This window comes from Bifidobacterium sp. LH_426 (assembly GCF_056356875.1).
Genome location: NZ_JBKEVB010000003.1, coordinates 16,437 through 29,656, shown reverse-complemented (window position 1 = coordinate 29,656; position 13,220 = coordinate 16,437). Strand labels below are relative to the sequence as shown.

Sequence of the window (13,220 nt, the reverse complement as noted above, 5' to 3'; positions counted from 1 at the left end):
CCAATGCGAAAGCGCTTTCCTTGCGTGAGCGCGAACAACGTGTATAGTGAGCCGAAGGTTCGACGGAAACGATTCCGCCGGTCCGGATAAGTAAACGCTGAGGTTTGCAGATCGCCCGACGTTGCAGCGATGCGATGGACGGTGACGAACGGATCAAAGCACAGCAACCAACCGAATAATCCCTTTACAACGGATCGTGAGGCACGTACCTGCCTCTGAAAGGATTGAACAACCATGGCTGAAGTCATTTTCGACCACGTCACCCGTATCTACCCGGGCAACGACAAGCCCTCCGTGGATGATCTGAACCTCGACATCAAGGACGGCGAATTCCTCGTCCTCGTCGGCCCGTCCGGCTGCGGCAAGTCCACCACGCTGCGCATGCTCGCCGGCCTCGAGGAGGTCAACAAGGGCCGCATCCTCATCGGTGATAAGGACGTCACCACCATGCAGCCGAAGGACCGCGACATCGCCATGGTCTTCCAGAACTACGCGCTGTACCCGCACATGACCGTCGCCGACAACATGGGCTTCGCCCTGAAGATCGCCGGCACCCCGAAGGAGGAGATCCGCAAGCGCGTCGAAGAGGCCGCGAAGATCCTCGACCTGACCGAGTACCTCGACCGCAAGCCGAAGGCCCTGTCCGGCGGCCAGCGCCAGCGCGTCGCCATGGGCCGCGCCATCGTGCGTAAGCCGAAGGTGTTCCTCATGGACGAGCCGCTGTCCAACCTCGACGCCAAGCTCCGCGTCCAGACCCGTACCCAGATCGCCGCCCTGCAGCGTCAGCTCGGCGTCACCACCCTGTACGTGACCCACGACCAGACCGAGGCCCTGACGATGGGCGACCGCATCGCCGTCATCAAGCTCGGCGTCCTGCAGCAGGTCGGCGCCCCGACCGAGCTGTACGATCGCCCGGCCAACGTCTTCGTCGCCGGCTTCATCGGCTCCCCGTCGATGAACATCAACGTGCACCCGGTCGTCAACGGCAAGGCCCAGATCGGTGAGGACACCGTCGACCTGCCGGCCGACGCCGTCGACAAGCTGACCCCGGAGGACGGCGGCAAGATCGTCGTCGGCTTCCGTCCGGAGGACGCTTCGCTGGCCCCGGCCGACGATCCGAACGCCTTCTCCCTGAAGGTCGTCAACGTCGAGGATCTCGGCTCCGACGGCTACATCTACGGCAACATCATCACCGACGGCTCCGCCGCCGAGGAGGCCCAGGTCATGTCCGACCAGAACAAGCTCACCACGGTTCGCGTGAACCCGCGTGCGCTGCCGAAGGTCGGCCAGATCGTCAAGATCAAGATCGATCCGGCCAAGATGCACCTGTTCGCCCCGTCCACCGAGCTCCGCATCAACTGACGCCCGGCCCGGTTCCGGTTATAAAGACTTGGTCGGGTTGCGGCGAATGTGCCGCCTGATTCGGCCAACCATGTCAACGAGACGTTTCTCTTCCTCTCTATTCCGTCTCGTTGGAGAAAGCCCCGCTACGCCGCGGGGCTTTCTTTGTCTACGCCAACTTCGTGGCACGTCCGCAGGCGGTGACGGTTTCCCAGTTTGTTTTCCCGGGTCGTCGCCAGCTCCGTTTCCCGGGGCGTTTCCCACTCTATTCCCCCGGGTCATTCTTGGTTCATTCCCGGCTCGTTCCCGCCCGGAGGCGCAAGTTTTCCCGGAAATCCCCCGCTTGTTCCGGGATTTCTTGTACTGACCACTTCCCAGCGCAAGTTTTCCCGGGAAACTGCCGCTTGTTCCGGGATTTCTTGTACTGACCACTTCCCAGCGCAAGTTTTCCCGGGAAACTGCCGCTTGTTCCGGGATTTCTTGTGCTCAGCTCGACTCAGTGCAAATATTCCCGGACGAAAGGGCCGATTCCCGGGTTTTCTTGCGCGGCCGGCTGTGCGGTGCGGGCCATGGTCGATGCCGGCATGCTGCTCGTGGAGGGGAAGACCCGTGGGCGTCGCTATATCCGCTCGACCACGGGTTCCAAGCCGATCGAACCGTGACGGGTTGGGGGTGATTTCGCCTGCGGCGGCGGGCGTTGGGGCGGGGTGCTGGGACAATGACCCTTATGGTTACTAAGAAAGGACCGACCAAGGGGTCGGGTGGCAAGCACAGGAACGCGCTTCGCGGCAAGGGACCGACGCCGAAGGCCGAGAACCGCGAATACCACAAGGCATACAAGATGAAGAACGCGGCGATGCGCCGCCAGATGGCCGATCCGCGTCTCGCGGCCCGCCGTCGCGCCGACAAGTTCTCGACGAACGACACCTCCGATCTGGTGTTCGGCCGCAACTCGGTGCTCGAGGCGCTGCGCGTGGGCGTGCCCAGCAACACGCTGTACGTCGCCTCGCGCATCGAGCACGACGACCGCACCCGCGAGATCGTCAAGCTCGCCGGCGTCCGTGGCCTGCACATGATGGAGGCGGACCGTCTGGAGATGGACCGCATCGCCCGCTCCGGCAACCACCAGGGCGTGATCCTCAAGGTGGATCCGTACCAGTACTCCTCGCTCGCCGAGCTGGCCGACCGCGCGGACAAGAAGGCTCGCGCGATGGAGGCCGCGAACTCGCCGGCCGCACGCATCGCCGCACGTCCGCTGTTCATCGCGCTCGACGGCGTGACCGATCCGCAGAACCTCGGCGCGGTCATCCGTTCCGCCGCCGCGTTCGGCGCGAACGGCGTGATCCTGCCGGAGCGTCGTTCCGCGTCGGTGAACGCCGCCGCATGGAAGGTGTCGGCCGGCGCGGCCGCGCACCTGCCAGTGTGCCGCGTCGTCAACCTGACGAAGGCGATCGAAAGCCTGAAGGAACGCGGCTACTACGCGGTCGCGCTCGACGGCGGCGGCAGCAGCCTCGTCGGCGAGACCGGCTTCGAGACGGATCCGCTGGTCGTCGTGCTCGGTTCGGAAGGCAAGGGCGTGAGCCGTCTCGTGCGCGAGGCGTGCGACGCGGTCGCCGGCATCCCGATCTCCAGCCAGGTCGAATCGCTCAACGCGTCCGTCGCGGCGGGCATCAGCCTGTACGCGGTCGCGAACGCGCGCCGCAAGGCCGGCGAGCAGGCATAAGCACAAACAGGTACAAGCAGGCAACATAAGCAGGCAACAAGGTAGGTAGGCACGACGATGCAAGCATCGATGAATCTGTCGAAACTGGATCCGCGCGCGGCGAAGGCGACAAGCGTCCTCGCCGAGGCCGAGACCCCCGGTAACGCGGAGCCCCGGGCCCTGAACATCACGGCGGCGAGCTCGAATCCGAAGATGTTCACCCTGCCGTGGCACAAGCCGCTCGCCACCTGGCCGGAGGACCTGCTCGCCAACCTGCCGCGCGGCATCTCCCGCCACGTGGTGCGTTTCGTGCACGTCGGCGACGAGGTGTACGCGATGAAGGAGATCACGCGCCAGATGGCCGAGCGCGAGTACGAGATCCTGCGTCGTCTGCAGAAGCTCGAGCTGCCGGCCGTGCGCCCGGTCGCCGTGGTGACGGGACGTCACAACAAGGAGGGCGAGCCGCTCGAGGCGATCCTCGTGACGAAGCATCTCAAGTTCTCGCTGCCGTACCGCGCCCTGTTCGCCCGCAACCTGCGCCCGGACACGGCCGAGCGTCTCATCGACGCCCTGGCCGTGCTGCTCGTGCGCCTGCACCTGGCCGGTTTCTACTGGGGCGACGTGTCCCTGTCGAACGTGCTGTTCCTGCGTGACGCCGACGCGTTCTCCGCGTTCCTCGTGGACGCCGAGACCGGCGATCTGCAGGTGAACCTCACCGAGGGCCAGCGCGAATACGACATCGATCTGGCGCGCACGAACATCATCGGTGAACTGATGGATCTGAGCTCCGGCCAGCTGCTGCCCAGCGACGTGGACGAGATCGAGGTCGGCAACCGTCTGGTCGAGCGCTACCACTCGCTGTGGAGCGCGCTGACCGACACCGACAAGTTCGGTCCGGACGAGATGTGGAAGATCGAGAAGCGCGTCAACAAGCTCAACGATCTCGGCTTCGACGTGGACGAGCTGGAGATGAAGACCGACGAGGACGGCAAGCGCGTGCTCGTGCGTCCGCGCGTCGTCGACGCCGGCTATGCGAACCGCAAGCTGCTGCGTCTCACCGGCCTCGACGTGCAGGAGAACCAGGCCCGCCGCCTGCTCAACGACCTCGATGCCTACCGTGCCTCCACGTGGCGCGAGGGCGAGGATCTGGAGATCGTCGCCACCGACTGGATGCGCGAGGTGTTCGAGCCGACCGTGCGTTCGATTCCGCGCGAATACCGTTCGCAGATCGAGCCGGCCCAGTTCTTCCACGAGGTGCTCACCCACCGTTGGTTCCTCGCCGAGAAGGCGGGCCACGACGTGCCGATGAGCGAGGCGGTGACCAGCTACATCAAGAACGTCCTGCCCGACCAGATGCTCGACAAGAAGGACATCGACACCCTTCTCGAAGAGGCCGATTCCGGCGTCGTCGACGACGAGTACACCTACAACGACCCCGACGACGGCTACAACCCCGACTTCGACCCCGACGCGGCGGTCTGGAGCCACTGAGCGGACGGGTTTCCTCCATGATATTCACGGTTCCCTCCGGGGTTTGCTGCGGAAAAACGTGGCGGACCACGGAGGGAACCGTGATATTCGGGGAGTGAAACGTTGCGGTAGAGGGGTAAAGCGTGACGGGTGGGGAGCGACACGCGGTAGGCAACGGGCGGGGGCCTGTTTATGCCGGCGGGAGAAAACGTGTGGAATAATGGGGCCACATGCGTCGGCGGCAGTCGCGTCGGCGCCCATAACCGCGCAGCATGCGGGCCGCCGGAGAGACAACCGGCGTCCGTGTGTTGACTACTCCGCGGCTATACCAAGGAGACCATCATGGTTGATCGCACGAAGGATCAATCCGCCGCGTCCGCAACGATCGAGGGCGCGCCCACCCGGCAGGGGTTGCCGAACGACGCCGATCCGAGCCTGACCGATGCGCTCGACGTCGCCAAAGCGCTCGACGTCGATCCGAACGTCGGCCTGAGCTCGGCCGAGGCCGCACGCCGATTGGAGCGGTTCGGGCCGAACGAGCTGGCGGGAGCACCGCCCGTGCCGAAATGGAAGAAGTTCCTCGCCCAGTTCAAAGATCCGCTCGTCTACCTGCTGCTCGCCGCCACCGTCATCTCCGTGATCGCGTGGTTCATCGAGAAGGCGAACGCCGTGCCCGGGGCGGAAGGCGGCGAGGCGCTGCCGTTCGACGCGATCGTCATCGTGCTCATCCTCATCGTCAACGCCGTGCTCGGCTACATCCAGGAGGCGAAGGCGGAGGCCGCGGTCGAAGCGCTCGCCGGCATGACGGCCCCCACCACATCCGTGTTGCGCGACGGCAAAGTCGTGCGCATCAACACCGTCGACGTCGTCCCCGGCGACATCATCGTGCTCGCGGAAGGCGACTCGGTCTCCGCGGACGGCCGCCTCATCACCGCGGCGAGCCTGCGCATCGCCGAAGCGTCGCTCACCGGCGAATCCGTGCCCGTCGGCAAGAAGCCGGACACGCTGCGTGAGGCCAAGGCGCTCGGCGACCGCACGAACATGATCTTCAACGGCACGTCCGTCACGCAGGGTACCGGCCGCGCCGTCGTCACCGGCACCGGCATGGCCACGCAGGTCGGCAAGATCGCCGGCATGCTCTCCGCCACCGAGGACGAGCAGACCCCGTTGCAGAAGGAGATGGACTACGTCTCCAAGATTCTGGGGCTAGCCGTGGTCATCATCGCCGTGGTCGTGCTCGCCGCGCTCGCGTTCCTCGAAGGCTTCAACGACATCCACGACGTCATCGACTCGCTGCTGCTCGCCGTGTCGCTCGCCGTCGCCGCCGTGCCGGAAGGCCTCGCCGCGATCCTCACCGTCGTGCTCGCGCTCGGCGTGCAGCGCATGGCCGCGCACAACGCGATCGTGAAGAAGCTCCATTCCGTCGAGACGCTCGGCTCCGCGTCCGTGATCTGCTCGGACAAGACCGGCACGTTGACACGCAACGAGATGACCGTCGAACGCATCGTCACCCCCAGCGGCGAAGTGCATCTCACCGGCACCGGCTACACGCCGGAAGGCAAGATGACGGCCGCCGACGGTTCGCCGCTCTCCGGCGACCCGTCGCTCAAGGCGGAGGCGCTCGCCACGCTCGCCGCCGGCACAATCGCGAACGACGGCGACCTGCGTGAGGAGAACGGACGATGGGAGGTCGTCGGCGACCCGACCGAGGTGTCGCTCATCGTGGCCGCGCGCAAGACCGGCGCGATGAAGGGATACGGCCAGTTCACGCGCGTCGCCGAAGTGCCGTTCACGTCCGAGCGCAAACGCATGTCCGTGATCGCGAAGGACGCGACGGAAGGCGGCAAGCTCACCGTGTTCGCGAAGGGCGCACCCGACGTGCTGCTCTCGTACTGCTCGCGCATCGCGGTCGGCGGCCATGTGCGCCCGCTGACCGAAGGCGACCGCCAGACGATTCTCGCGACCGTCGAACGGCTCTCCGGCGAGGCGTACCGCACGCTCGGCGAGGCATACCGTCCGCTCGGCACCGCGAACCTGTCCGAAGTGGACGGCGTGCGCGCGAACGCGGCCGGACAGGTCGCGGACATCGCCGACCAGTCAGATGCGATTGAGACCGACCTCATCTGGAACGGCATGGTCGGCATCATCGACCCGCCGCGCACCGAAGTGCGCGACTCGGTGGCCGAGGCGCATCGCGCCGGCATCCGCGCCGTCATGATCACCGGCGACCATCCGCTGACCGCCGCACGCATCGCCTCCGACCTGGGCATCATCGAGAAGGGCGGCAGGGCGCTCACCGGAGACCAGCTCGACGCGCTCGGCGACGACAGGGACGCGTTCGACAAGGCCACGTCCGAAGTGTCCGTGTACGCGCGCGTCGCGCCCGAACACAAGCTGAAGATCGTCGAATCGCTGCAACGGCAAGGCAACATCGTCGCGATGACCGGCGACGGCGTCAACGACGCCCCGGCCGTCAAGACCGCCGACATCGGCGTCGCGATGGGCATCACCGGCACCGAGGTCACCAAGCAGAGCGCGAAGATGATCCTCGCCGACGACAACTTCTCCACCATCGTGGCCGCCGTGCGCGAAGGCCGCGTGATCTTCGACAACATCCGCAAGTTCCTGCGCTACCTGCTGAGCTCCAACGTGGGCGAGGTGTTCACCGTGTTCTTCGGCGTCGTGCTCGCCGGATTCCTCGGCATCACGCAGCCCGAATCCACCGGTGTGACCGTGCCGTTGCTCGCCACGCAGCTGCTGTGGATCAACCTGCTCACCGACGCGGCGCCCGCGCTCGCGATGGGCGTCGACCCGCAGACCGAGGACGTGATGAACCGCAGGCCGCGGCGCATCACCGACCGTGTGATCGACGCCTCGATGTGGGGCGACATCATCTTCATCGGCATCATCATGGCGGCCGTCACGCTGATCGGCATGGACATGCACCTCGCCGGCGGCCTGTTCACCGACCGTTCGGTGGACGCGCTCGGCCATGAGGCGCAGATGACCGAGGCGCGCACGATGGGCTTCACGATCCTCGTGTTCGCCCAGCTGTTCAACGCGCTCGCCTCGCGTTCCCACCTGCAGAGCGTGTTCGTCGGACTGTTCTCGAACAAGTGGCTGTGGGGCGCGATCGGCCTGTCCGTCGTGCTGCAGCTCGTCGTGATCTACGTGCCGTTCCTCAACACCGCGTTCGGCACCACGCCGCTGAGCCCGCTGGCCTGGCTCGAATGCATCGGCCTCGCCGCCTTCGTCCTCGTCGCCTCCGAACTACGCAAATGCGCCCTGCGCGCGATGGCGAAGCGCTGAGCGGCGGATACTACGATTGACCCCCTCAGTCGCGCTTCGCGCGACAGCTCCCCCTGACAGGGGGGCGCAAGGAATTTTTTGCGTCCCCTTCAGGGGGAGCTGGCCGGCCGGAGGCCGGACTGAGGGGGTCGTTGTTCGGGCTATCCGGCGATCAGCTGTTCGAGCCACCGACGGTGGCGCCGGAATCACCGGAGCTGTTGCCGGTTCCCGAATCGGAGCCGGAATCGCTGCCCGAGTCGCTGCCGGAACCGGAACCCGAACCGGAATCGTTCTGGCTCTGCTGATTCTGCTGGCTCTGCTGTTGTTGCTGTTGCTGCGGTTGGGCCTGCTGCTGCGCCTGGGCGTCGGCCTGCTGCTTGGCGGACATCGACGCGTTCACGTCGGACATCGCCTTCTCCAGCTGTGACTTCGCGTTGTTCACGTCGGATTCGGACGGGTTCGACTGTCCGGCCACGTTGTTCGCGTTGTTGATGGCGTTCTGCAACGCGGTGCGCGTGCTCTCGTCGGCCACCTGGCCGGCGGAGTTGTTGAGCAGGCTCTGCGCGGTGGAGACCGAGCTGTTGAGATCGGACTTCAACGTGTTCGAGGTCTGCGAGCCCTTGCTGTCGCTCACGGCCTTCTCGGCGTCGTCGATCTTCGACTCCATCTCCTTCGCCTGCTTGCGCGTATCCTTGAACTTCTGCGTGTTCGACTTCAGATCGTCCTTGGACATGTCCGCCGAGCAGGAGGCGTCCGTCTTGACGTTCTGCGCGTCGGTGATCGTCTGGTTGAGCGTGGTGAGCGTGTTCGCGTCGGCCACCTGGCTGCCGGTCGTGGACGAGACGGTCTGCTGCGCCGCGGTCACCTTGGACTGGAGGGTCTTCAGTTCGTCATTGGCCTTGTCCTGCGCGCTCGTGCACGCGGCGTACAGGATCTTGCCGCTGTTCGCGCGGTAGAACAGCACACCGCCGACAATCAGCGCAATCACGGCGATCACGGCCACGACGATGCCGACGATCTTGCCGTTCGACAGTTTCCGGCCCTTGCCGTCCTTCTTCGACGCCTTGCCGTCGTCCTCGTCGTCTTCATCGTCCTCGTCATCGTCCGGGGCGATGGCCGGCGGCATCGCCTCCGGCGAGGACTGCGCCGAACGCGCCTCCTGGCCGGCCTGTTCCATCATCTCCGGAGTGAACACCTGCGTGGCCGCCTCGGCCGGATCGGCCGGCGCGTCGTCCGCTGCCGCCAGCGGATCGGTGCCGGCGAGCGGCTGCGGCTGGCCATACGGCTGCGCCGCGGGGAACGCCATCGTGGCCTGATCGCCGAATGCCTCGGTCTGACCCGCCACCGGCTGAGTCTGAGGCTGTCCGTAGACCTGCGTGGCCTGCGTTTGCGCGAGGTCCGTCTGCGGCTGCAACGGGTTGAACGCCTGCGTCGGCTGGTCGACGGGCTGCGCTTGCGAGCCCGTCGCCGCGGCCATCGGCATCGCCTGCGTCGGCTGCGCCGCGGACTGCGGCATGATTGGTTGCGCGAAGGCCTGCGTGGCCTGCGGCATTTGCACCGGTTGCGTGGCCTGCGTCGGCTGCATCGTCGGCACGGTCGGCATGGGTTGCTGTGTGATCGGCTGCTGCATCACCGGCCGTTGCGTGATCGGCTGCGCCGCGGACTGCGGCATGATCGGCTGCGCGATGGTCTGGGCGGTCGGCTGCACGGGCTGCTGCGCCGGTTGCGGTTGCGCCGGCTGCACCGGCTGAGGCGGCAGCGGCTCGTCGAACTCCTTCAGTGGGTCGAACGCCTGCGTGGATTCTCCAATCGAAGTGCCGCTGTCGAAGGCGGGTGCCGCCGGCGAGGAATGACGTCCGTGGCGTGGGACGCTCGCGCCCGCGGGGTCGGCGAAAGCCGGCTGATCGACGGCCTGCGCGAATCCGGGCTGGTCGGTCTGCGCGAATTGGACCGGCTGTTGGACCGGCTGCGCATACTGGCCCGGCTGTGTGAACTGCGGGACCTGCGTCGACTGGGGCTGTACGGTTTGCGCGTACTGGCCCGGCTGCACGGACTGTGAGAACTGCGCGGGCTGCGACGGTTGGACAGGCTGCCCGCCCGGTTGCGTATACTGCATCGGCTGCATGGATTGCTGCACAGGCTGCGTCGGCATCATCGCCGGCTGTTGCGCCATCGACGGCGTGACCGGCTGTGACGCGATCGGCTGCTGTGCGACCGGCTGGGCGAACGCCGAGCCCGGCTGCATCCGAGGCGTGGACGGCACCGCCGGCGCGCTCGGCGCAACCGGCTGAGTCGGCTGCTGCTGCGCGCTCTTTTTCTGGAAGTCGAATTGGAATTCACCGCTCGGATCGGTCATCGCGTCTCCTCAATCCCGTATCTGTCTCGCATCGCTGTTTCTCTAATCATTCATAGTAACGACGGCCGTCATCGCCCGTCACATCGCGATCATCCGGTCACGCGCCATCACGACCGGACCGGACGTCGCGCACATCGTCGCGCTCGCGCCGGAACCACCCACGCCGGAACCGCACATTGCGCACGTCCCGCACGTTGCGCACGCATCACGCGCACCGCACGGCACCGGACTCACCGCACGTCCCGCACGCGCCGGCATCGGCGCCGCGGGACGTGCGTCCGGACGACTCAGTCGTCGATGTGCGTGCGGTAGAAATGCTCGTAGGAGCGGCTCGGCGTCGGGCCGCGCTGACCCTGATAGTGCGAGCCGACGCCGGCGGAACCATACGGATGCTCGGCGGGGGAGCTCAGCTGGAAGAAGCACATCTGGCCGATCTTCATGCCCGGCCACAGCTTCACCGGCAGCGTCGAGACGTTCGACAGCTCCAACGTGATGTGCCCCTCGAAGCCCGGATCGATGAATCCGGCGGTCGAATGGGTGAGGATGCCGAGACGGCCCAGCGAGCTCTTGCCCTCCAATCGCGCGGCGATCGTCGCGTCGAGCTTGACGTACTCCCACGTGGCGCCGAGCGCGAACTCGCCCGGATGCAGGATCCACGGCTCGTCCGGGTCGACGGCGAACTCCTCGGTGAGCGCACCCTGGTTCTCGGACGGGTCGACGTAGGTGTAGGCGTGGTTGTTGAACAGACGGAAGAACCGGTCGAGCCTCACGTCGATCGAGGCCGGCTGGACCATCTCCGGGGTCCACGGGTCGAGCGAGATATGCCCATCGGCCTGCGCGGCCAGAATGTCATGGTCGGACAGCAGCATGAAAGCTCCTCACAGACGAAATAGGACGGATGTGATATCGCCCACAAGCGTAGCGCCCACCCAAAACACGGGTCGTGCGGGGAACTCGTGCGGGGGGCTCGTGCGGGGTGCGCGCAAGGCCCTGCGGAATCTGCGGCCCCGATTCTCAGCAACCTCACAGGGAAACACATCGGGAAACCCAGAAACGCATGGTTATCTATGAACTGTCAACGAAAGCTGACATGGAGCGCAAGCCCCGACAACTGAACCTTTCTTCTTCTCTCTCCTTTCTCTGGCCCCGGTGGTTCCCTCCACCGGGGTTTTCCTTTGCCCGGACGGGGGCGCGGCAAACGCCATCCGTGACGAACACCATCCCGGAGGATGACGCATCGGCGAACCGCCGCGCGGTAGACTGGGCGAAGCGGGCGACGGACGCCCGGCGACAAGGTGGTACAGGCAGTCGGCACGAAGGGGAACATCATGCAGGACGAAGAATACGACTTCTTCGAGGGGAGGGACGACGGGCCGGACGAATGGCGCGATCGTCCACGAAAATCCCGACGTCGGGACGCGGCGTCCACGGCGAACGCGACAGTCACGGCGAACGCGACGGCCAACGCGACCGCCGCGGCCGCCGCATCCCGCGCCCCGCACGAATCCACCTTCCACGCCGGCGACCGCCCCGACAAGACCAGCCGTCGCCTCGCCGTGCTCGCGTTGCTCGCCGGCCTCGTCGCCGTCGCGTTCGGCGGCATCTCCGCCGCGCACGAGATCGCGCCCGCCTACCTCGATCCGGACGGCAAGGTGCCGGGCCGCTTCATCGCCGGCGCGTGCGCCGCGTTCATCGTCGTCACGTTCATCCTCGTCGTCGCCGCCCGCGCGACCATGCCGCGGCGCGCCAGCCACCGCGGCGTCGCGTCCGGCGGCATCATCACGTTCGTCCTCGCCGTGCTGCTGCTCGCACTCGACGTGGTCGTCGGCGTGCTGTTCCCGCTCGGCCTGATCCGTCCCGCCGTGCGCGACGATGCGCCGAGCGGCAGCGCCGACGGCATGAAGTTCGGCATCGAGCGCGTCCTCGGCGCCTGCACGTCCGGCTGGAACGACATCGACGTGGGCGGCTATCCGGGCGTCGACAGCGCGTCGGTCTGCGCCGCGACGCGCGTCGCGTACATCACGTTCGACTCCGACACCGTCGCGGGCATGTACAAGGGCGCCGTGACGTCGAAGATCACCGAACTGCTCGACGAGCACGCCGATGACGCGCGCGCGAAGGGCGACTGGCGCACGCTCGCCGCCGGACGATGGATCGCGTTCGGCAGCAAAGAGAACATGACCGCGCTCCAGAGCGAGTGGGGTGGTACGCTCGCCACCGTGGAGACGTCAGGCAGCGAGGCGAAATCATCATGACCATCGACTTGAACATCGCACGGTATTCGCGCGGCGGGGGAGCGACGCATCCCACGCACCCACTGTTCCTGTGCCTGCACGGATGGGGGTCGAACGAGGCGGAGCTCGCCGACCTGATGCGCCAGATCGCGCCGTACAACGATTTCGCGAGCCTGCGCGGGCCGATCCGCCTCGCCGCCGGCGACGCGTACTCGCCCGGCGCGTTCGCCTGGTTCGGCGAGCAGGTGCCGTTCGGCGAGGACCTCGACCGTGCCGCCTACGAGATGGCCGTGTCGATCGACCGGTGGGTGACGAACAACCTGCCGAACGAGCGCGAGGTCGTGCCGCTCGGATTCGCGCAGGGCGGCCTGCTCGCGATCCACCTGTTGCGCGTCAACCCGAAACGGTACCGGGCCGTCATCTCCCTGTCCGGGTACATCGCACCGGGGCTCGTGCCCGGCACCGCGCCCGCCGACGGGCTCATCGAACGCTACAACATCCCCGTGTTCTACACATACGGCAAGAACGACGAGGTCGTGCCGAAATACGAGCTGTTCGCCGCGCAGGCGTGGCTCAACGAGCGCACGTGGCTCACCACGAAGAGCTACCGCGCGCTCGACCACAACGTGAGTCTCGAAGAGCTCGCCGACCTGCGCGAATGGCTCCTCGGCCACGACATCACCTCCGGCGTGCTGTGACTCCTTGTTTCCTTGCGCTCGGCACCCCCTCAGTCGCGCTTCGCGCGCCAGCTCCCCCTGAAAGGGGGCGCGGGGACAATCTGCGCCCCCTTTCAGGGGGAGCCGGCCGGCCGTAGGCCGGACTGAGGGGG

The 13,220-nt window shown here is 66.5% G+C and carries 8 protein-coding genes; 6 read left to right on the top strand and 2 right to left on the bottom strand.

Annotated elements, in window-relative coordinates; translation table 11 throughout:
- Positions 1-234: 234 nt before the first annotated feature.
- The 4 genes from AC1AYD_RS04100 (at position 235) to AC1AYD_RS04085 (ending at position 7,822) form a co-directional block, all read left to right on the top strand.
- Positions 235-1,362: an ABC transporter ATP-binding protein gene (locus tag AC1AYD_RS04100; protein ID WP_476544716.1), complete on the top strand. Its 1,128-nt coding sequence runs from the start codon at positions 235-237 to the stop codon at positions 1,360-1,362.
- Between the two features lie 706 nt (positions 1,363-2,068).
- Complete coding sequence (gene rlmB, locus AC1AYD_RS04095) at positions 2,069-3,064, top strand: 23S rRNA (guanosine(2251)-2'-O)-methyltransferase RlmB (protein WP_476503243.1); 996 nt, start codon at positions 2,069-2,071, stop codon at positions 3,062-3,064.
- Positions 3,065-3,133: 69 nt separating this feature from the next.
- On the top strand, positions 3,134-4,534 hold the full coding sequence (locus AC1AYD_RS04090; protein ID WP_476503244.1) for a DUF4032 domain-containing protein: 1,401 nt from the start codon (positions 3,134-3,136) through the stop codon (positions 4,532-4,534).
- A 321-nt stretch (positions 4,535-4,855) separates the two neighbouring features.
- Complete coding sequence (locus tag AC1AYD_RS04085; protein ID WP_476544715.1) at positions 4,856-7,822, top strand: cation-translocating P-type ATPase; 2,967 nt, start codon at positions 4,856-4,858, stop codon at positions 7,820-7,822.
- Positions 7,823-7,973: 151 nt separating this feature from the next.
- On the opposite strand, the gene AC1AYD_RS04080 is transcribed toward AC1AYD_RS04085, so the two are convergent.
- Together AC1AYD_RS04080 and dcd are read right to left on the bottom strand one after the other, a co-directional pair.
- Entirely contained in the window at positions 7,974-10,157 is a 2,184-nt protein-coding gene (locus tag AC1AYD_RS04080; protein WP_476544714.1) for a hypothetical protein, read from the bottom strand.
- 287 nt (positions 10,158-10,444) lie between these two features.
- Positions 10,445-11,026 (bottom strand): dCTP deaminase, encoded by a 582-nt coding sequence (gene dcd, locus AC1AYD_RS04075; protein WP_476544713.1) that lies wholly within the window; start codon positions 11,024-11,026, stop codon positions 10,445-10,447.
- A gap of 459 nt (positions 11,027-11,485) precedes the next feature.
- Here dcd and AC1AYD_RS04070 point away from each other — a divergent pair, with 459 nt between their 5' ends.
- Positions 11,486-12,412: a hypothetical protein gene (locus AC1AYD_RS04070; RefSeq protein WP_476544712.1), complete on the top strand. Its 927-nt coding sequence runs from the start codon at positions 11,486-11,488 to the stop codon at positions 12,410-12,412.
- The gene (locus AC1AYD_RS04065; RefSeq protein ID WP_476503249.1) at positions 12,409-13,089 is read left to right on the top strand and encodes an alpha/beta hydrolase; all 681 of its coding nucleotides are present in this window, start codon (positions 12,409-12,411) and stop codon (positions 13,087-13,089) included. Before AC1AYD_RS04070 ends, AC1AYD_RS04065 begins: the two co-directional genes overlap by 4 nt.
- The last annotated feature ends 131 nt before the right edge of the window (positions 13,090-13,220 follow it).

Bases quoted from the DNA above. Each gene is read 5' to 3' on its own strand.
- AC1AYD_RS04080 (WP_476544714.1), bottom strand. From the start codon at position 10,157: ATGACCGATCCGAGCGGTGAATTCCAATTCGACTTCCAGAAAAAGAGC.
- rlmB (WP_476503243.1), top strand. From the start codon at position 2,069: ATGGTTACTAAGAAAGGACCGACCAAGGGGTCGGGTGGCAAGCACAGG.
- AC1AYD_RS04085 (WP_476544715.1), top strand. From the start codon at position 4,856: ATGGTTGATCGCACGAAGGATCAATCCGCCGCGTCCGCAACGATCGAG.
- AC1AYD_RS04090 (WP_476503244.1), top strand. From the start codon at position 3,134: ATGAATCTGTCGAAACTGGATCCGCGCGCGGCGAAGGCGACAAGCGTC.
- dcd (WP_476544713.1), bottom strand. From the start codon at position 11,026: ATGCTGCTGTCCGACCATGACATTCTGGCCGCGCAGGCCGATGGGCAT.
- AC1AYD_RS04065 (WP_476503249.1), top strand. From the start codon at position 12,409: ATGACCATCGACTTGAACATCGCACGGTATTCGCGCGGCGGGGGAGCG.
- AC1AYD_RS04100 (WP_476544716.1), top strand. From the start codon at position 235: ATGGCTGAAGTCATTTTCGACCACGTCACCCGTATCTACCCGGGCAAC.
- AC1AYD_RS04070 (WP_476544712.1), top strand. From the start codon at position 11,486: ATGCAGGACGAAGAATACGACTTCTTCGAGGGGAGGGACGACGGGCCG.